The organism is Streptomyces sp. NPDC093600 (assembly GCF_044764755.1).
Taxonomy (GTDB): Bacteria; Actinomycetota; Actinomycetes; order Streptomycetales; family Streptomycetaceae; genus Streptomyces.
Map to the genome: position 1 here is coordinate 436,225 of NZ_JBIWIU010000002.1, position 18,729 is coordinate 454,953.

Annotated in this window: 18 protein-coding genes; 9 read left to right on the forward strand and 9 right to left on the reverse strand. The window is 73.4% G+C overall.

The genetic code is table 11. The annotated features are described in order from the left end of the window. The first annotated feature begins 55 nt into the window (after positions 1-55). Together ACIRB4_RS07660 and ACIRB4_RS07665 are read left to right on the forward strand one after the other, a co-directional pair. Complete coding sequence (locus tag ACIRB4_RS07660; RefSeq protein WP_403289117.1) at positions 56-1,321, forward strand: Bcr/CflA family multidrug efflux MFS transporter; 1,266 nt, start codon at positions 56-58, stop codon at positions 1,319-1,321. A 48-nt stretch (positions 1,322-1,369) separates the two neighbouring features. Further along, positions 1,370-2,362: a small ribosomal subunit Rsm22 family protein gene (locus tag ACIRB4_RS07665; protein WP_403289118.1), complete on the forward strand. Its 993-nt coding sequence runs from the start codon at positions 1,370-1,372 to the stop codon at positions 2,360-2,362. A 22-nt stretch (positions 2,363-2,384) separates the two neighbouring features. Here ACIRB4_RS07665 and ddaH read toward each other — a convergent pair whose 3' ends face one another. Beyond that, entirely contained in the window at positions 2,385-3,209 is an 825-nt protein-coding gene (ddaH, locus tag ACIRB4_RS07670; RefSeq protein WP_403289120.1) for a dimethylargininase, read from the reverse strand. Positions 3,210-3,448: 239 nt separating this feature from the next. Here ddaH and ACIRB4_RS07675 point away from each other — a divergent pair, with 239 nt between their 5' ends. After that, on the forward strand, positions 3,449-4,087 hold the full coding sequence (locus ACIRB4_RS07675; protein WP_403289122.1) for a TetR/AcrR family transcriptional regulator: 639 nt from the start codon (positions 3,449-3,451) through the stop codon (positions 4,085-4,087). A 114-nt stretch (positions 4,088-4,201) separates the two neighbouring features. Next, positions 4,202-4,978, forward strand: coding sequence for a bifunctional DNA primase/polymerase (locus ACIRB4_RS07680; protein WP_403289123.1), 777 nt, complete (start codon positions 4,202-4,204; stop codon positions 4,976-4,978). Positions 4,979-5,091: 113 nt separating this feature from the next. Here ACIRB4_RS07680 and ACIRB4_RS07685 read toward each other — a convergent pair whose 3' ends face one another. Then, positions 5,092-6,099, reverse strand: a complete 1,008-nt coding sequence (locus tag ACIRB4_RS07685; RefSeq protein WP_403289125.1) for a hypothetical protein — start codon at positions 6,097-6,099, stop codon at positions 5,092-5,094. Between the two features lie 170 nt (positions 6,100-6,269). Between ACIRB4_RS07685 and ACIRB4_RS07690 the strand changes: the two genes are divergently transcribed. Next, complete coding sequence (locus ACIRB4_RS07690; protein WP_403289126.1) at positions 6,270-6,962, forward strand: PhzF family phenazine biosynthesis protein; 693 nt, start codon at positions 6,270-6,272, stop codon at positions 6,960-6,962. A 70-nt stretch (positions 6,963-7,032) separates the two neighbouring features. Here the strand turns inward: ACIRB4_RS07690 and ACIRB4_RS07695 are convergent, their stop codons facing one another. Together ACIRB4_RS07695 and map are read right to left on the reverse strand one after the other, a co-directional pair. Further along, positions 7,033-7,683, reverse strand: a complete 651-nt coding sequence (locus tag ACIRB4_RS07695; protein WP_403289127.1) for a heme oxygenase (biliverdin-producing) — start codon at positions 7,681-7,683, stop codon at positions 7,033-7,035. A 121-nt stretch (positions 7,684-7,804) separates the two neighbouring features. After that, on the reverse strand, positions 7,805-8,662 hold the full coding sequence (gene map / locus ACIRB4_RS07700) for a type I methionyl aminopeptidase (RefSeq protein WP_403289128.1): 858 nt from the start codon (positions 8,660-8,662) through the stop codon (positions 7,805-7,807). Between the two features lie 58 nt (positions 8,663-8,720). Here map and ACIRB4_RS07705 point away from each other — a divergent pair, with 58 nt between their 5' ends. Next, positions 8,721-8,951, forward strand: a complete 231-nt coding sequence (locus tag ACIRB4_RS07705; RefSeq protein ID WP_403289130.1) for a hypothetical protein — start codon at positions 8,721-8,723, stop codon at positions 8,949-8,951. A 43-nt stretch (positions 8,952-8,994) separates the two neighbouring features. Here the strand turns inward: ACIRB4_RS07705 and ACIRB4_RS07710 are convergent, their stop codons facing one another. Then, complete coding sequence (locus tag ACIRB4_RS07710; RefSeq protein WP_403289131.1) at positions 8,995-10,383, reverse strand: MFS transporter; 1,389 nt, start codon at positions 10,381-10,383, stop codon at positions 8,995-8,997. A gap of 66 nt (positions 10,384-10,449) precedes the next feature. Further along, positions 10,450-11,052 carry a hypothetical protein gene (locus ACIRB4_RS07715; RefSeq protein ID WP_403289132.1) on the reverse strand — a complete coding sequence of 201 codons (603 nt, stop codon included), beginning with the start codon at positions 11,050-11,052 and terminating at the stop codon, positions 10,450-10,452. A 196-nt stretch (positions 11,053-11,248) separates the two neighbouring features. Between ACIRB4_RS07715 and npdG the strand changes: the two genes are divergently transcribed. Then, positions 11,249-11,947 carry an NADPH-dependent F420 reductase gene (gene npdG, locus ACIRB4_RS07720; protein ID WP_403289133.1) on the forward strand — a complete coding sequence of 233 codons (699 nt, stop codon included), beginning with the start codon at positions 11,249-11,251 and terminating at the stop codon, positions 11,945-11,947. A gap of 29 nt (positions 11,948-11,976) precedes the next feature. Continuing rightward, positions 11,977-12,216, forward strand: a complete 240-nt coding sequence (locus ACIRB4_RS07725; protein WP_403289134.1) for a hypothetical protein — start codon at positions 11,977-11,979, stop codon at positions 12,214-12,216. A 9-nt stretch (positions 12,217-12,225) separates the two neighbouring features. Here the strand turns inward: ACIRB4_RS07725 and ACIRB4_RS07730 are convergent, their stop codons facing one another. Beyond that, a complete protein-coding gene (locus ACIRB4_RS07730) occupies positions 12,226-13,023 on the reverse strand; it encodes a site-2 protease family protein (RefSeq protein WP_403289135.1) in 798 nt (265 codons plus the stop codon). Between the two features lie 99 nt (positions 13,024-13,122). Between ACIRB4_RS07730 and ACIRB4_RS07735 the strand changes: the two genes are divergently transcribed. Next, positions 13,123-16,842, forward strand: a complete 3,720-nt coding sequence (locus ACIRB4_RS07735) for an AfsR/SARP family transcriptional regulator (RefSeq protein WP_403289136.1) — start codon at positions 13,123-13,125, stop codon at positions 16,840-16,842. A 23-nt stretch (positions 16,843-16,865) separates the two neighbouring features. Here ACIRB4_RS07735 and ACIRB4_RS07740 read toward each other — a convergent pair whose 3' ends face one another. Together ACIRB4_RS07740 and ACIRB4_RS07745 are read right to left on the reverse strand one after the other, a co-directional pair. After that, positions 16,866-17,726: an ABC transporter permease gene (locus ACIRB4_RS07740; protein WP_403289137.1), complete on the reverse strand. Its 861-nt coding sequence runs from the start codon at positions 17,724-17,726 to the stop codon at positions 16,866-16,868. Then, complete coding sequence (locus ACIRB4_RS07745; RefSeq protein WP_403289139.1) at positions 17,723-18,715, reverse strand: ATP-binding cassette domain-containing protein; 993 nt, start codon at positions 18,713-18,715, stop codon at positions 17,723-17,725. Before ACIRB4_RS07745 ends, ACIRB4_RS07740 begins: the two co-directional genes overlap by 4 nt. Positions 18,716-18,729: the final 14 nt, after the last annotated feature.

Below are 18,729 nucleotides of genomic sequence, written 5' to 3' on the forward strand. Positions count from 1 at the left end.
CACTCCGGACGAGCTGAGAGCATAGGCAAGGATTCAACGAAAGGGAGGGCAGTCGATGCCGGAGAGCGGCCAGACCACGACGCAAGGACACATAGCCACCGCCCCGGTCACCGCCGCTCGGCGCACCGGGCTGCTCGTCACCCTCGTCCTCGGCGGTCTGACGGCCCTGCCGCCGCTCTCCATGGACATGTACCTCCCCGCCCTGCCGGAGGTCACCGAGTCACTGGCCTCCCCCGCCGCGACCGTCCAGCTCACCCTCACCGCCTGCCTCGCCGGCATGGCGCTCGGCCAGCTCGTCGTCGGCCCCATGAGCGACCGGTGGGGACGCCGCCGCCCGCTGCTCATCGGCATGATCGTGTACGTCGCCGCCACCGCGGTCTGCGCGCTCGCGCCCTCCGCCGAGCTGCTGATCGCCTTCCGGCTGCTCCAGGGCCTGGCCGGCGCGGCCGGCATCGTGATCGCCCGGGCCGTGGTCCGCGATCTGTACGACGGCGTCGAGATGGCCCGGTTCTTCTCCACCCTGATGCTGATCTCCGGCGTCGCCCCGATCATCGCGCCCCTCATCGGCGGACAGATCCTGCGCACGACGGACTGGCGGGGCGTCTTCCACGTCCTCACCGTCGTCGGCATCCTGCTCACCCTGGTGGTGTGGAGGTTCCTCGGCGAGACACTGCCGCCCGAGCGCCGACACGCGGGCGGCGTCGGCCAGGCGCTGCGGACCATGCGCGGCCTGCTCGCGGACCGTGTCTTCACCGGCTACATGCTCTCCGGCGGACTCGCCTTCGCCGCGCTCTTCGCGTACATCTCCGCCTCACCGTTCGTCGTCCAGGAGATCTACGGCGCCTCGCCGCAGACCTTCAGCCTCCTCTTCGGGCTGAACTCCGTCGGGCTCGTCGCCGTCGGCCAGATCAACGGCAAGCTGCTCGTCGGACGGATCAGCCTGGACAAGGCGCTGGGACTCGGTCTCGGTGTGATCCTGCTGGCGGCGGTGGCGCTGGTGCTGATGACCAGCGGCGTGTTCGGCGAGCCGGGCCTGGTGGCGGTCGCCGCCGGTCTGTTCGTCCTGATGTCGGCGATGGGTCTCGCTCTGCCCAACACCAACGCGCAGGCGCTGATGCGCACCCCGCACGCGGCCGGTTCGGCCTCCGCGCTGCTCGGTGCCTCCTCCTTCCTGGTCGGGGCGGTCGCCTCGCCGCTCGTGGGGATCGCCGGGGAGGCCACGGCGGTGCCGATGGCGGTGGTGCAGCTGGTGTGCGCGGCCCTCGCCGTCGCCTGCTTCCTGGGAATGTGCCGACCGTGGCGGGCCCGGGACGCCGCCTGAGCATGCCGCCGCACACGCCGCCCGCGTGACCCCGCCTAAAATATGGAGGTGAACGCCACCTCCCTCCCCTCCGCCGACGCACTGCGCGCCGCCCTCGCCGGGCTCCTCGACGGGCTGCCGCCGCGCCAGGCCACCCAGGCCGTCGAGCGGCTGATCGCCAACTACCGGGGGACCACCCCGACCGACGCCCCGGTCCTGCGCGACCGCTCCGACGTCGCCGCGTACGCCGCCTACCGGATGCCGGCGACGTTCGAGGCGGTACGGGCCGCGCTCGGCGCCCTGCGGGACGCGGCGCCCGACTGGGAGCCGGCCACGCACACCGACATCGGCGGCGGCACGGGCGCGGCGAGCTGGGCGGTCGCGGAGGCCTGGGACGGAACGGCGCGCACCACGGTGCTCGACTGGGCGGAGCCGGCCCTCGCCCTCGGGCGGGAGCTGGCGGACGGCGTCTTCGACGCGGAGTGGCGGCGGGCCAGGATCAGCGGCACGCTGCGGCTCGACGACACGGACCTGGTGACGGTGTCGTACGTCCTGAAGGAGCTGACCGAGGCCGACCGCGCGGCGGTCGTGGCCGAGGCGGCGCGGGTGGCGCGGGCGGTCGTGATCGTGGAGCCGGGCACGCCCGACGGCTACGAACGGATCATCGCGGCGCGCACGCTGCTCGTCGAGGCGGGACTGACCGTGGCGGCGCCCTGCCCGCACAGCGGAGCCTGCCCGATCCAGCCGGGCACCGACTGGTGCCACTTCGCGGCGCGGGTGAGCAGGTCGTCGCTGCACCGGCAGGTGAAGGGCGGAACGCTGCCGTACGAGGACGAGAAGTTCAGCTACGTCGCGGCGACCAGGTTCCCGGCGGCTCCGGTGATTCCGGTGGTCCCGGCGGTCTCCCGCGTCACCCGCAGGCCGCAGATCCGCAAGGGCCAGGTCCTCCTGGACCTCTGTGGACCCGAGGGTCTCGCCAAGGAGACGGTCACCAAGCGGCACGGGCCCCTGTACAAGGCGGCGCGGGACGCGGAGTGGGGCGACGCCTGGCCTCCGGAGTGAGGCCGGGCGCCGCCGTCGCGTGTCAGGAGCGCAGCTCCTGCGTACAGCACTTGACGCTGCCGCCGCCCTTGAGGAGCTCCGAGAGGTCCATGCCCAGGGGCTCGAAGCCCCGCTCCCGCAGGGGGGCGAAGAGTCCCACCGCCGCCTGCGGCAGCAGCACGTGCCGCCCGTCACTCACCGAGTTCAGCCCCAGGGCGGCCGCGTCCTCGTCCGTCGCGAGCAGCGCGTCGGGGAAGAGGCGGGCCAGCACGGCCTGGCTGCCGGGGGAGAAGGCGCCGGGGTAGTACATGATCTCGTCGCGCGCGGCGTCCAGGACGCACAGGGCCGTGTCCAGGTGGTAGTAGCGCGGGTCCACCAGCTCCAGGCCGATGACGGGGCGGCCGAAGAACTCCTGTGCCTCGTCGTGCGAGAGCGGACTGGAGCGGAAGCCGCGGCCGGCCAGGATCCACGACGAGGTCACCGCGAAGTCGCCCTCGCCCTCGTTCACGTGGTCGGGCACCCGCACCCGCGTGAAGCCGTTCGCGCGGAACCAGTCCAGGTGCGCCGCCGCCTCGTCCGTACGCTCCGGGTGGGCGAACCGGGCGCCGAGCACCCGCCCGTCCACCACGGTCGCGCCGTTGGCGGCGAAGACCATGTCCGGCAGACCGGGGCGCGGGTCGAGCAGTTCGACGGTGTGGCCGAGCGAGCGGTAGCGGTCCAGCAGGTCCTCCCACTGCGCCAGGGCGAGCGGCAGGTCGACCGGTTTGGTGGGGTCCATCCAGGGGTTGATGGAGTACGTCACCTTGAAGTGCGTGGGTGGGCACATCAGATAACGGCGGGGCGAAGCCTCGCGCGGAGTCTGGCGCAATGAGGGCTCCTCACGGACGTGGGTCGGGTGGACCCCATGGTCCGCCCTCTCCGGCGTCCGCGCAGTGGGCCGTTCGGGTGGTTCCCGGCGCGGACCGGGCCGCCGGGTCGCGTACGGGCGCGTCCGGCGGATCTCGTACGGGCTCGTCCGGGACCGGTCCTGATCCGCCGGACAGGCCCGGGGCGCCCCGACCCCCAGCAGGCGAGACGTGGCGTCTCGCCTGCTGCTAGATTGGCTCCATGTCCGACACCAAGGCCCCCGACGCCTCCCGCCGCAGCGAACGCTCCCGCCGCGCCATCTTCGACGCCGCCCTCGCCCTCGTCTCCGAGACCGGCTACGCCAAGACCACCATCGAGGGCATCGCCGCCCGCGCCGGCGTCGGCAAGCAGACCATCTACCGCTGGTGGCCCTCCAAGGCCGCCGTCCTCCTCGACGCCTTCCTCGACCTCGCCGCCCAGGCCCACGAGGCGGCCCGGCGCGACGACGCCCCCGGCGGGGAGGGGGAGAGTGAGATCCCCGACACCGGCGACCTCGCCGCCGACCTCAAGCACGTGCTCCGCGCGACCGTCGACGAGCTGAACAACCCCACCTACGACGCCCCCTCCCGCGCCCTGGCCGCCGAGGGCATCGTCAACCCCGAACTGGGCGCCACGTTCGTGGAGCGGCTCCTGGAACCCCAGCTCCAGTACTACGTACGCCGGATCGAGGCCGCCCAGGCCGCCGGGGACATCGACCCGGCCGTCGACCCGCGGATCGCCCTCGAACTCCTCGTCGGCCCCCTGAACCACCGCTGGCTGCACCGCACGCTTCCGCTGACCCACGCCTACGCCGACACCGTCGTCGACTACGCGCTGCGTGGACTCGCACCCCGGGGCTGAGCCCCGGATCGGGCCCCGGATCGGCCCCCGGTTGCGGAGTCCGGTCACCCGGAGCGCAGGATGGTGGGACGATGGGCAGAGCCGAACGGGCGAGCATGAGGTGTGAGGGGATAGATGGGCGACGGTATCGGCCGCTACCGCGGCACGGAGAGCAAACTCGCACACTGGCTGCGCAGGCGCCCCAAACGCGCGGCGGCCGCCGACGACGAGAACCGCCGCGAGACGCTCCTCCTGGCCACCGCCGCGGCCGGACTGCCCCTCGCTCCCGCCGCGTACCCCGTCGGCTACCGCTGTTCCTGTGAACGCGTCGGCTGTCCCACCCCCGCCCGGCACCCCGTCTCCTTCGCCTGGCAGACCCAGTCCACGACGGACCGCGCCCAGATCCAGCGCTGGGCCGACGCGGAGCCCGCGGCGAACTTCATCACCGCCACCGGCATGGTCCACGACGTCCTCGACGTCCCCCTGGAGGCGGGCCGTGCCGCCCTGCGGCGGCTCCTCTCCGAGGACGTCGAGGTCGGCCCGGTCGCCGAGGCCGCGGAGAGCGCCGGCGACGGCGGGCGGATGCTCTTCTTCACCGCCACCCGCGGCACCCCCGAGGACGAGGACGAGTGGTGGCCCTGCGAGCTGGACTGCCATCCCGAGACCATGGACGAGCACCCGGGGCTGCGCTGGCACTGCCGCGGCAGCTACGTGCTCGTACCGCCGGCGCGACTCCTCGGTGACGAGGACGCGCAGCCGGCCGTCGCCTGGGTCCGCGGCCCCGAACACGCCCTTCCCGACCCGCTGAACCTGCTGGAAGCCCTCACCGACGCCTGCGCCCGCCACGCGGCCGTCCAGGCCGAGGAGGAGCGCCGCTCCGACGAGGAGTCGGCCTGGCCGCTGAGCCGCTGAGGCCGCTCGGCGGTGAGACCGCCGGGTGGTGAGGCTCGTGGGGCTTGGCCATCCGCCCCGGCTCCTTGGCCGCGGCCCTGGCTCCCGGCCCCCGGGGCCTCCCGCGGCCCGGTCTAGGAACCCACCGCCGCCGTCACGCCCTGGAGCCGGCCCGCGATCGTGACCCCGTCGCGCTCCGCGCCCGCCGGCTTCACCAGGACCGTCTGGCTCGACACCCACTCCTTGGTGACCGTGTTCTTCACCTCACCGGTCATCAGGGCCTTCACCTCCGGCCCGACCTTCGGCCGGTAGCCCTGGGCGGCCGTCTGCCGCTCGAAGTACCGCGTCGCGAAGAACACCAGTGCCCCGCCGTCCCGCGTGGCGAGCGCCAGCGGCGCGAAGTCCCCGGAGTTCTCGGCCCGGTCGACGTACTGCGTCGCCAGCCCCGCCCGCTTCGCCGCCCGCTGCCGCTGCTCCCGCCACACGGTCGTGTGCGGGCCCGCCGCGAACTGCCCCTGCGCCCCGCCCTGTTCCCCGCCCGCGAGGAAGGCGGCGTACTTATCGCCCAGGTCCTTCGGCGCGACCGCGAGCTGGCCGGAGTCCGCGGCGACCGGCACCGCGTATCCGCTGCCGTCCATCGTGAACACGGGGATCTCGTCCGGCGTCAGGATCGCCAGATAGGCGGCCTCCCACAGCTGGTCGGCGCCGTTGCGCACGAAGACCAGCAGCCAGCGGTTGTCCCCCCGGCCCTGGTCGGTGTCCTGGTTGGAGTCGGTGTCCGCCACGAACCAGCGGGGCCAGCCGGCCTTCTTGGGCAGGACGAACTTCACGTCCGTCAGCTCCAGCGGACGGTGCCGCGCGTTGTTCCCCGGACTGATGACCGAACGGGACCTCAGGCCCGCCTGGTTGATCTCGCCGAGCGGACCGGTGACGCGGCCCGCGGAGAGGGCGGGGTCGTTGGCCTTGTCCGCCTTGTTGTAGGCGACCGTGAAGTCCGCGAGCGCGCGCTCGGCCTCGGCTCTCGTCGCCGCCGGCAGCAGCTCCAGCTCGCCGTGCACCGTCACGCAGCCGCTCGCCGTCAGCGCCAGCACCGTCGTCGCCACGACCGCCGTCAGCGGTCGCCGCCGCCCCAGCCTTCTCATCGGTTGTCTTCTGCCCCTCGACCCGCTCGCCCTGCACGGACGACCCGACCCTACCGGGGCCGCGAACAGGGTGTGCGCCGGGACCGGACAGTGCGCCCACACCGTGACCTCGCGACGGCCGATTCGGGACGGAGCCGACGAACAGACGCCTCGGATGCTTGAATTCCGCCATGAACACGACCGCCCGTGACCGCGCCGCCACCCCTCATATCGACGTCCTGCGCGTCTTCTGCGCCGGCGACGGCCGGTACGGCAACGCTCTCGGTGTCGTACGCGACGGTCGCGGCCACCCCGACGAGGCGTCCCGGCAGGCGCTCACCAAGGAACTCGGCTTCAGCGAGACCGTGTTCGTGGACGACCCCGAGCGCGGGAGCGTCGACATCTACACGCCGGGCGTGCGGCTGCCGTTCGCCGGGCACCCCCTGGTCGGCGCCGCCTGGCTGCTCGACCTGGAGGTCGTCCGTCCGCCGGCGGGCGAGGTGTGGGTGCGCGGGGACGGCGAGTTCACCTGGATCGAGGCCCGAGCCGAATGGGCGCCGCCGCGCGTCCTGCGGCGTTACGGCTCCGCCGCCGAGGTCGACGCGCTGGAGGTGCCCGAGCCGGGCACGTGGGTCTACGCCTGGGCCTGGGAGGACGAGGCGGCCGGCCGCGTCAGGGCGCGGGGCTTCCCGGGGCGCGGGGACGGCATCGACGAGGACGAGGCCACGGGCGCGGCGGCGCTTCTGCTGACGGCCGAGCTGGGCCGGGCCCTGAACATCACGCAGGGCCGCGGGTCGCAGATCCTCACCGCCCCCGGCCCCGACGGCGTGATCGAACTCGGCGGCCGCGTCCGCCTGGAGCGGACCCTCACCCCCCTCGGCTGAGCCAGCACGTCCCTTGTCGGGCTGCACCGGCCCGCGCGTCCTCACGCGGCTGAACCGGTCGCGCGCCCCCTCACGCCGTCAGCGGGAACTCGCTGCCCAGCTCCCGGAACACCGCGCCGTTGAAGTCGAACGCGCGCTTGCACTCGTCGATGATCCGCTGCTTCTCCAGATCGTCCGCGTTCACCCGGTCCAGCAGCTCGCGGTAGCCCCGCTTGAAGGCCGCCGGATTGGCGATCTCCTCGAAGACGTAGAAGCGGACCCCGTCGCCCTTGCGCGCGAAGCCCCAGGTCCGCTCCGCCTTGTCGCGGATGATCTGGCCGCCGGAGAGGTCGCCCAGATACCGGGTGTAGTGGTGCGCCACATACCCGGCGGGCCACTCGCGCGCGCACTCCGCCACCCGCTCGGCGTACGCGGCCGTCGCGGGCAGCGGGGAGAGCCCGGCGCGCCAGTGCGGGCCCCGCAGATGGGCGAGGTCCCGCTCCAGGGCGGCGGTGCGGAACAGCTCCGGCTGGATGAAGGGCCCGGCGACCGGGTCGTCCTTCAGCGCCTCGGCACCGTGCTCCAGGGCGCGGTAGACGAACCAGAGCTGCTCCGTGTACCGCGCGTAGGCGTCCACGGCCAGCCGTCCGCCGAGGAGGTCGCTCATGAAGGTCGACGTCTCGGCCTCGGTGTGCTGCTCGTGCGAGGCCGTGCGGATGAGCGTCGAGAAGGGCGTGTCCAAGGCGTGCCTCCGGGGCCGGTGACCGATGCGACGGGAACCTCACTCCGATCCTGCTGCTTAGGCTTACCTAAGTCAACGGTTCCCGACTGCCTGTCGGTAAAAACGCTACCCCGCGGACGCGTCAGGGCAACGTGAGGATCTCGGCCCCGCTCTCCGTCACGACCAGCGTGTGCTCGAACTGCGCGGTCCGCTTCCGGTCCTTGGTCACCACGGTCCAGCCGTCGTCCCACATGTCGTACTCGTGCGTGCCCAGCGTCAGCATCGGCTCGATCGTGAACGTCATGCCGGGCTGGATGACGGTGGTGGCGTGCGGGGAGTCGTAGTGCGGGATGATCAGCCCGGAGTGGAAGGACGAGTTGATGCCGTGCCCGGTGAAGTCGCGCACGACGCCGTAGCCGAAGCGCTTGGCGTACGACTCGATGACCCGGCCGATGATGTTGATCTGGCGGCCCGGCTTGACGGCCTTGATCGCGCGGTTCAGGGACTCCCGGGTCCGCTCCACGAGCAGCCGCGACTCCTCGTCGACGTCGCCGCAGAGGTAGGTGGCGTTGTTGTCGCCGTGGACGCCGTGGATGTACGCGGTGACGTCGAGGTTCACGATGTCGCCGTCCCGCAGGACGGTCGAGTCGGGGATGCCGTGGCAGATGACCTCGTTGACCGAGGAGCAGAGCGACTTCGGGAAGCCGCGGTAGCCGAGCGTGGACGGGTACGCCCCGTGATCGCACATGAACTCGTGCGCGACCCGGTCCAGTTCGTCCGTGGTCACACCGGGCGCGATGTGCTTGGCGGCCTCCTCCATCGCCCGGGCGGCGATGCGGCCGGCGATCCGCATCCGCTCGATGGTGTCGGAATCCTGCACCTCGGGCCCCTTGTACGGGGCGGGCGCCGGCTTTCCGACGTACTCGGGACGGCGGATGGCTCCCGGAACGGAGCGGTGGGGGGAGAGTTCCCCGGGTACGAGAAGCGACTGGCCAGACATGTCAGCGAGTCTAACGACCGCGTCTGGGGCAGCATGGCGACAGAGGAAGGAGCCGACGATGGCCCTGTTCAAGAAGCGCACGGCGGGCAAACCGGGCGAGTGGTACTACTGCCTGGAGCACAGGAAGGTCGAGGAGGGCCCCGAGTGCCCGGCCAAGAACCGCTTCGGCCCGTACACCAGCCGGGAGGAGGCGTCCCACGCGATGGAGACCGCGCGGGAACGCAACCTGGAGTGGGAGAACGACCCGAAGTGGCACGACGCCCCGAAGCCGGACGCGGCCGAGGAGTAGGGGGGCCGGCCCGGCGAGCCGGGCACGGGCCGGGAGCCGGGTGTCAGGCCGGGGACTCCGTCTTCCCCTCCGCCCCGGCTCCGGCCGCCCCCGCCCCGGCCGCCCCGGCTCCGTCCTGCTCCGCGCGCCGGGCCCGCTGAAGGGCCCGGCGGCGCAGCGCGTCCTCGTCCTTCTCGGAGTCGTAGGTGAGGAGCTTCGGCAGCACCACACAGAGCAGGCCGACCGAGGCCACGCAGGCCGCACCGCCCGACCAGACCGCCGCGCGCGTGCCCGTCCAGCCCGCCATGGCACCCGCCCTGACCTGGCCGAGCTGAGGCCCGACGCTGTACGAGAGGACCTCGATGCCGGCCAGTCGGCCGCGCAGCTCCTCCGGGATCGTCTGGTTCCAGATCGTCGAGCGGCCCAGGCCGCTCAGCATGTCGCCGGCGCCCGCGAAGCCCAGGCAGAGCAGGACCAGCCACACGTTCGAGAACCAGCCCGCGGCGGCGATCGCCAGGCCCCAGCCCGCCGCGCCGCACACCACGAGCAGCCCGTGTCTGCGGACCCTGGACGTCCAGCCGCTGGTGAGACCGAGCACGAGCGAGCCGACCGACCCCGCCGCGTACATCAGGCCCAGCGACCACGGCGCCCCCAGCTCGTCCGCGAGGAACGGGAAGATCGTGTTCGGGAAGGCGAAGAACATCGCCGCGAGGTCGATCGCGTACGTGCCGAGCAGCACCGGCCGTGACCAGGCGTAGCGCGCGCCCTCCGCGATGCCGCGCAGAGAGGGCTTCTCGGCGTCGCGCGCGGGCGGCGCGGGGGAGAGGCGGCGGCAGAGCAGGACGGAGACGGCGAAGCCGACGAGCGTCACCCCGTACGCCGTCGCATGTCCGGCATAGGTCACCACGAGCCCCGCGAGCGCCGGGCCTGCGATCGCTCCCATCTGCCAGCGCAGGGAGTTCAGCGCCGCCGCGGCCGTCTGCTGCTCGTGCGGCACGATCCGCGCCATGAGCGAGTCGAGGGCCGGCCGCTGCAGCCCGGCCAGGGCGGACACACCGGCCGCCACGACGTACAGCGGCCAGAGCGCGGGGGACGGCAGCACCGCGTTGAGCAGCAGGATCAGCGCGAGCACGCCGAGACCCGCCTCGGTCGCGACGATCACCTTGCGCCGGTCGACCGCGTCGGCGAGCGCACCGCCGTAAAGGCCGCACACCACCAGCGGCACCAGCTCGACGGCCCCCATCGCCCCCACGGCCAACGGCGAACCGGTCAGCTCCTTCACCTGCAGCGGCAGCGCGATCAGCGCCATGAAGCTGCTGAAGTACGTCACCAGGCCCTGGACCCACAGCAGCCGGAAGTCGGCCGACGACCGCCACGGAGCGGGATCGGGCAGCACGGACGAGAGCTTCGAGAAGAGCTTGTGGGTGCGTTTCGGGGAGGGCTTCGAGGTCACGAAGGGCCATGCTCGGGGCGGCGCCGAGGTGGTGGCAATCGAATTACGGGCCCGTCACCGGCCGGCCTACCAGCGGGGCGGCGGCGGGGCCGTCAGATGGTCCGCCAGACGGGAGAGCCGGTCGCGGAAGCGGCTGCGGCCACGGGGCGAGGGCAGGCTGTTCTCGCCGGCCGCGGCGCTCACCAGGTGCTGGACCGTGTCCAGATCGACCTCCGCCGCCCCGTCCACCGTCAGCGCCTCGTGGGCCAGGCCGTGCACCTCCGGGTCGCCGTCGTCCAGGGACAGGACCGTCGCCCCGGCGCGGCGGGCGTGGTGGACGCGTTCCAGGACCCGGGCGCCCGGCCGCTCCGGCGCCACCATCAGCAGCGTCGCCCCCCGGCCCGCCGACTCCAGCCGCCCGAGACCCACCGCCAGGTGGGGCGGGTCCCCCGGCCGTACCCGATGCCGTACCAGCGTCGGCGCCAGCTCCGGCAGCCCCGACCAGGCGGCCTCGTCCACCAGGTGCGCCGCCAGGTGCCACGGCTCGTACTCCTCGGTGCCCACCAGCAGCAGTCCGCCGCCGTGCGGCACGACGGAGGACCGCAGCGACGCCGCGAACCGCCGGGCCGCCCTCGGCCACTCGGTCCCGGCGAGCACTTCCCGCAGCAACGCGACGCGAACGGCATCCATGGGTCCGCATCCTGCCGCAGCCGGGGCCTCGCGCGCGGGCGGTTGCCGAGGGTTCCCCCGTAAGGAACACGGGGCGGGGAGGGGACACGGGGCGGGGAGGGGACGCGGGGCGGGGAGGGGACGCGGGGCGGGAAGGGTGCACGGAGCGGAACCACCGGCCGGTCCTCCGCGGCGACCGGCCAGTAATGTCGGGGCCATGACTTCCTCGAACCCCACCACCGCGCCCAAGGACCCCTGGGACCTGCCCGACGTGTCCGGACTCGTCGTCGGCGTCCTCGGCGGCACCGGCGACCAGGGCCGCGGCCTCGCCTACCGGCTCGCCAAGGCCGGCCAGAAGGTGATCATCGGCTCCCGCGCGGCCGACCGCGCCCAGGCCGCCGCCGACGAGCTCGGTCTCGGCATCGAGGGCGCCGACAACGCCGAGTGCGCCCGCCGCAGCGACATCGTGATCGTCGCCGTGCCGTGGGACGGGCACGCCAAGACCCTGGAGGCGCTGCGGGAAGAACTCGCCGGCAAGCTGGTCGTCGACTGCGTCAACCCGCTCGGCTTCGACAAGAAGGGCGCCTACGCCCTCAAGCCCGAGGAGGGCTCCGCCGCCGAGCAGGCCGCCGCGCTGCTGCCCGGCTCCCGGGTCGCCGCCGCCTTCCACCACCTCTCCGCCGTCCTGCTCCAGGACGCCTCGATCGACGAGATCGACACCGACGTGATGGTCCTGGGCGAGGAGCGCGCCGACGTCGAGATCGTCCAGGCGCTCGCCGGCCGCATCCCCGGCATGCGCGGCGTCTTCGCCGGCCGGCTGCGCAACGCGCACCAGGTCGAGGCGCTCGTCGCCAACCTGATCTCCGTCAACCGCCGGTACAAGGCCCACGCGGGCCTGCGCGTCACCGACGTCTGAGCGACGCGGCCGTACGAGCGGTTCCGGGCATGGGGGACACTGGACGGGCACGATCAGCCGTACCCGGACAGGAGCCGACCCCCATGCCCCGCCTCGCTCTGTACGCCCTCGCCGTCTGCGCCCTCTCCGCGGCCGCGGCCGTCGTCTCCTTCGTCGCGGGCAGCTGGCTCGGGATCGTCTGGGTGCTCCTGGCCGGTCTCTCCTCCAACATGGCCTGGTACTACATCCGCCGCGCCAAGGCCGAGACCCGGACCGGGGCGCAGGCTTAGGAGACAGGCCTAGGCGACCTGGCAGATCTCCGGCGTCTCCTGCCAGAAGCGGAAGAGGTTCGAGCCGCAGTAGCGGGAGAGCTCCGGCACACCGAGCGCCCGCATCAGCGCGTCGATCGTGTCGAAGAACGCGCCGTTGACCGCCGGCACGAAGAGCAGCGCGATCACGACGAAGAAGCCGTAGGGCGCGTACGGCTCGATCTGCCGCTTCACCTTGTACGAGAGCCAGGGCTCGACCACGCCGTAGCCGTCCAGGCCCGGCACCGGCAGGAAGTTCAGCAGCGCGGCGGTCACCTGGAGGAACGCCAGGAAGGCGAGCGCGTAACGGAACGCGGGCGGGACGCCGTCGAGCGCGTCCAGCCAGAACGGCGCCGTGCACACGATCGCGAACAGGACGTTGGTGAGCGGGCCCGCCGCCGAGATGAGGCTGTGCTTCCAGCGGCCCCGGATCCGGCCCTGCTCGATGAAGACCGCGCCGCCCGGCAGGCCGATGCCGCCCAGGATCACGAAGAGCACCGGCAGGACGATGCTGAGCACGGCATGGGTGTACGCGAGCGGGTTGAGCGTGAGGTAGCCCTTCGCGCCGACCGTGATGTCCCCGCCGTGCAGGGCGGTGCGGGCGTGCGCGTACTCGTGCAGACAGAGCGAGACGATCCACGCCGAGGTCACGAAGAGGAAGATCGCGAGCCCGGGTGAGGCCGCGAAGTCGGTCCACACGGCCCAGCCGGTGACCGCCATGACGGCGAGGATCGCCAGGAAGACCGGGCTGATCCTGCGCTCGTGGCTGCGGGTGGTGGCCGTGGACATGGGTGGGGCTCCCTGAGGGCGCGGCGGGTGTGTGCGGGGAACGTGCCGGGGCGGGGGTGAGTTCCTGAGGTGATCCCCGGCTCACGGAGAATAGGGCCTGTGCGCTATTCCGTCCTCGGCCCGGTCCGGGTCCACACCGCCGACGGCACGTCCGTCGCGGTCGGCGGGCCCCGGCTCCGGGCCCTGCTGACCGTACTGGCGCTGCGGGCGGGCCGGACCGTCCCGGTCGCCGTACTCGTCGACGAGGTCTGGGACGGCGAACCGCCGGCCGACGCGACCGCGGCGCTCCAGGCGCTGGTGGGGCGGCTGCGCCGGGTGCTCGGACGGGAGGCCGTGGTCTCGGCGGAGGGCGGCTACCGGCTGGCCGGGGGCCCGGACGACGTGGACGCGCACCGCTTCGAACGGCTGGTGACGGAGGGCGTACGGTCGCTCGACACGGGCGACCCGGGCCGGGCGGCGGCCCTCCTCGACGAGGCGCTCGGACTGTGGCGGGGGCCCGCGCTCGCCGACCTGCCGGACCGCGCGACGGAGGCGGCGCGCTGGGAGGCCCGCCGCCTGGACGCCCGCCGCGCCCGCCTCGGGGCCGCCCTGGCCCTGGGCGAGGCGGCCTCGGCGCTCCCGGAGCTGATCGCCCTCTGCGAGGCCCACCCGCTCGACGAACCCCTCCAGGCGCTCCGCATCCGCGCGCTGCGGGACACGGGCCGGTCGGCGGAGGCGCTCCTGGCGTACGACACGATCCGCCGCACCCTCTCGACCCGCCTGGGCACGCCGCCTTCCCCCACCCTGCGAGCACTCCACGCGGAGCTCCTCTCCCCGGCGGCGGGGGTGCCGGCCGCGGCGCCGGCACGGGGGGTGCCCGCCGCCGCGCCGATTCCGGCGGTCGAGGACCGCGCACCGGGCCCCGCGCCCGCGTCCGCCCCTGGCATGCCCGACCGGGCACCCGCTTCCGCGCCGGCCGCGGCGGCCGGAGGCCGCACGTCCGGCCCCGCGCCGGTCTACGACGCGCCTACCTCGCCGTCGGCCTCGGGTGCTCCCGCCGCGCCGGCTCCGGCGGTCGGGGACCGCCCACCCGCCTCCGCGCCGGCGTCCGGTGTGCCCGCCAGCGCACCCGCCCCCGCGCCGACCTCGGCGGTCGAGGACCGCGCCCCCGCCCCGGCGCCGATCCCGGCGGTCGGGGACAGCGCACCGGGCCCCGCGCCCGCGCCAACCCCTGACGTGCCCCGCCGGGACCCCGCCCCCGTGCCCCCCGGCCCCCGCCCCGCCACCGGCAATCTCCGTGCGCGGCTCACGAGTTTCGTTGGGCGCGAGGAGGACATCGGCGCCGTTCGCGACGATCTGCGTCGTGGCCGGCTCGTGACTCTCCTCGGGCCCGGTGGGGCCGGGAAGACGCGGCTCTCGCAGGAAGCGGCCGAGCGTGTGGCCGGGGCCGGGGGGTGGCCCGACGGGGTGTGGATGGTCGAGCTCGCTCCCGTCACCGTCCCCGAGGCGGTGCCCGAGGCCGTGCTCGGGGCCGTCGGGGCCCGCGAGACCGTGTTGCGGGGTGCCGGGGCGGAGGAACTCCGCAGTGTCGACGATCCGTTGGAGCGGCTCGTCGAGCACTGTGCCGACCGGAGGATGCTCCTCCTGCTCGACAACTGCGAGCACGTCGTCGGCGCGGCGGCGCGACTCGCCGAGACCCTGCTGACCCGCTGCCCCGGCCTGACGGTCCTCGCGACGAGCCGTGAACCCCTCGGCGTACCGGGGGAGTCGGTCCGCCCGGTCGGCCCGCTGTCCCCGGAGACCGCGCTGCGGCTGCTCGCCGACCGTGGCGCGGCCGCCAGGCCCGGATTCCGGACCGAGGACGACCCGGACGCGGCGGACGAGATCTGCCGCCGCCTCGACGGCCTTCCCCTCGCCATCGAGCTGGCCGCCGCCCGGCTGCGGATGCTCACCCCCCGTCAGATCGCGGACCGGCTCGACGACCGCTTCCGTCTGCTCACCTCGGGCGCCCGCACGGTCCTGCCCCGCCAACAGACCCTCCGCGCCGTCGTCGACTGGTCCTGGGACCTCCTCGACGAAGCCGAACGCGCGGTCCTGCGCCGCCTGTCGGTCTTCACGGGCGGCTGCGACCTGGAAGCGGCCGAAGCCGTCTGCGCCGACCCCGACGGGCCCGCCGCCCCCTCCGCCCCCGACCTCCTCGACCTCCTCGGTTCCCTCGTCGACAAGTCGCTCGTCATCGCCGCACCCGTCGACGGCGCCCGCATGCGCTACCGGCTCCTGGAGACCGTCGCCGAGTACGCCGCCGACCGCCTCGACGCCGCCGGGGAGCGGGCGGCCGTAGAGCGGCGGCACCTCGTCCACTACCGGGAGCTCGCCCGCGCCACCGACCCCGAACTCCGCGGCGGCGGCCAGGTCGCGGCCGTCGCCCGGTTCACGCTCGAGTACGAGAATCTGCGCACCGCCCTGCGCCGTGCCGTCGCCGTCCGCGACGAGCACGAGGCCCTCAGCCTCGTCCACGCCCTGCTCTGGTACTGGCAGATGCGCGATCTGCGCGCCGACGCCCTGCACTGGTCCGAGGCCGTCGCCGCCCTCGGACCGGACCCGTTCGGCCCCGACGCGCCCTCCGTCGTACCCCTCTTCGAACCCTGCACCGCCCAACCGCCGCCGCTCGGGGAGGACCAGCTGTGGGAGGCCCGGCGCGGCCTGCGGCTCGTCCAACTGATCAGCATGGACCACCAGACCGGCGGCTGGACCACCCCCGAGGGCGCCGAGCGGCTGCGCCGCATCACCGCCCCGTACCGCCCCGGGCTGCCCCAGATCTGCCGGCTGCCCGGCTCTCTCGTCGTCTTCGCCGTCGTGCTCACCGGCGAGGCCGGCCGGATGCGGGAGATGCTCGACGCGACCGTCGAGGCGTGCCGTACCTACGGCTACGACTGGGAGCTCGCCAACGCCCTCCAGTGGCGCGCCAACATGCTCGCCAACCGGGCCGACCTGGCCCACGACGCGAGCGCCGACGCCGACGAGAGCCTGAGGATCTTCGTCCGTCTCGACGACGCCTGGGGCGCGGCCGAGGCGCTCTCCGCCCGGGGCGAGACCCGCGAGAAGCGGTGCGACTACGAGGGCGCGGCCGAGGACTTCGCCGCCGCCATCGGGTACGCGGAACGGATCGGCGCCCAGTCCCAGACGGCCCTGCTGCGGGCCCGTTACGCGGACATGCTCGCCCACACCGGCCGCGCGGAGGAGGGCGAGGCGATCCTGCGGCAGGTCCTGGAATCCGGGCCCACCCGTGGCCACGAGCCGGTGCTCGCCGCGCGGATCTTCCTCGCGATCCTGCTCGGCCGCACCGGCCGCACCGACGAGGCCCGCGCCCATCTCACCACCCTGCTGGGGGAGTTCAGCTCCGAGACGCTGTCCATCTTCGAGGGCTTCACCCTGGGCAGCCTCGGGTGGCTCGACAACCTCGACGGCGCGTACGCCTCCGCGCTGACGCGCTCCCGGGAGGCCCTGGAGCGGTCAAGAGGCACGCTGTCGATGATGGTGGCGCCGCAGATGCCCGCCGTCCATCTGGTGACCGCCGCCCGGGCCCTGACCGGCCTCGGCGGACCGCGCGCGACGATCGGCGCCCGGCTCCTGGGCGCCTCCGCGAGCCACCTGCCGCCGGGACATCCGCTCACGCCGCTGGAGCGGGAGAACCTGGAGCGCGCCACCCGGTTCGCCCGCTCCGTGCTCGGGGACCACGCTTTCGAAGCGGCGTACGCCGAGGGCGGCGGCCTCTCCCTCGGGGAGGCCACCGCCCTGCTCGACAGCGCCGACGCGATCAGCGGGCGTGCCGAGTCCTGAAACCCCTGTCCGTACGGCTCGGCTCAGGTCTTCTTGCGGAACTTGGCGACCGCGAGCGGCGCCGTGACGACCGTGATCAGCAGCGCCCAGCCGAGGGTCATCCACACCGACTCGGCCACCGGACCGCCGTTGATCAGGTTCCGCGCCGCGTCGGCGAGGTTCGACAGCGGGTTGTAGTCGGTGAAGGTCTCCAGCCAGCCGGGCATCGACGTCGGCGGGGCGAAGATCGACGAGCCGAACTGCAGCGGCATCAGGACGAGCATGGCCACTCCCTGCACGGCCTGCGCCGTCTTCATGGTGAGACCGAGCAGCATGAAGATCCACATCAGCGACGCGCCGAACACCACGGACAGCCCGATCGCGGCGAACAGGTCCAGGACCGAGGTCTTGATCTCCAGGCCGAGCAGGAAGCCCATCCCGAGCAGGATCGCGGTGGCGATCAGCATGCGGCCGATCTCGACGACGATCTTCGCGATGAGGACGGAGGACCGGGCGATCGGCATCGTACGGAACCGGTCCATGACCCCCTTCTTGAAGTCGTCGTTGATGCCCACGCCGACGGCCATGGAGATGTTCATGCCCATCATCGCCATCAGGCCGGGCACCACGTAGTTGACGTACGCCTCGTTGTTGCCCTTGCCGGAGATCGCGCCGCCGAAGACGTACACGAACAGCAGGACGAAGATGATCGGCATCAGGACGGCGTCGAACATCGACTCCGGGTCCTGCTTGATCTGCAGCGCGTTGCGGCGGACCAGGGCGCCGATGTGGCGGAGGTTGGCCCGCGGGCCGATCCGGCCCTCGTCGGCGACTGCGCCGCGCACCGGCGACGGGCCCGGGGTGCGGACGGGGGACTTGGTGAGCTGTGTGGTCGTGGTGCTCATGCGGCGACCTCCTCGGGAGTCGCGTCGGACACGGTCGCCTTCTGGCCGGTGATGGCCAGGAACACCTCGTCCAGACTGGGCAGATGGGTTCCGATGTGGGTGATGCCGTAACCGCGCGCGCCCAGCAGGCCGACGACCGCGGTCAGCTGACCGTCGCTGAGGATCGGGACGTACAGCACGCCCTCGTCGGGGACGACCGTCGAGCCGGCGATGCCGTCGAGACCGGCTTCGCGCAGCGCGCCCGCCATGGCGGGCAGGTCGGCCGGGTCCACCGGGCGGATCTTCAGCGTGCGGCCGCCGACCCGGGCCTTGAGCTCGTCGACCTTGCCCTTGGCGATGACCTGGCCGCGGTCGATGACGGTCAGCTCGCTCGCGAGCTGTTCGGCCTCTTCCATGTACTGGGTGGTGAGCAGGACGGTCACGCCCTCCGACACCATCCGCTGGACCTCGTCCCAGACTTCGTTGCGGGTGCGCGGGTCGAGGCCGGTGGTGGGCTCGTCCAGATAGAGGACGGCCGGCTGCCCGATCATCGAGGCGGCCAGGTCGAGCCGGCGGCGCATGCCGCCGGAGTAGTTCATCGCGGGCCGCTTGGCGGCCTCGGTGAGCGAGAAGCGCTCCAGCATCTCGTCGGCGCGGCGCCGCGCGTCCTTGCGGGAGAGGTCGAGCAGCCGCCCGATCATGTAGAGGTTCTCCCAGCCGGAGAGCTTCTCGTCGACCGAGGCGTACTGACCGGTGAGCCCTATCGTGCGGCGGAGCTGGCGGGGCTGCCTCACCACGTCGTAGCCGGCGACGGTGGCGGTCCCGGCGTCCGGGACGAGCAGGGTGGACAGGCAGCGTACGAGCGTGGTCTTGCCGGCGCCGTTCGGCCCGAGGACCCCCAGGACCGTGCCCTCCCGTACATCGAGGTCGACCCCGTCGAGGGCCTTCGTCTCGCCGTAGTGCTTCACGAGGCCCCGTACCTCGACGGCGTTGGTGTGTGATCGCGTCATGCCCTCAGTTGACC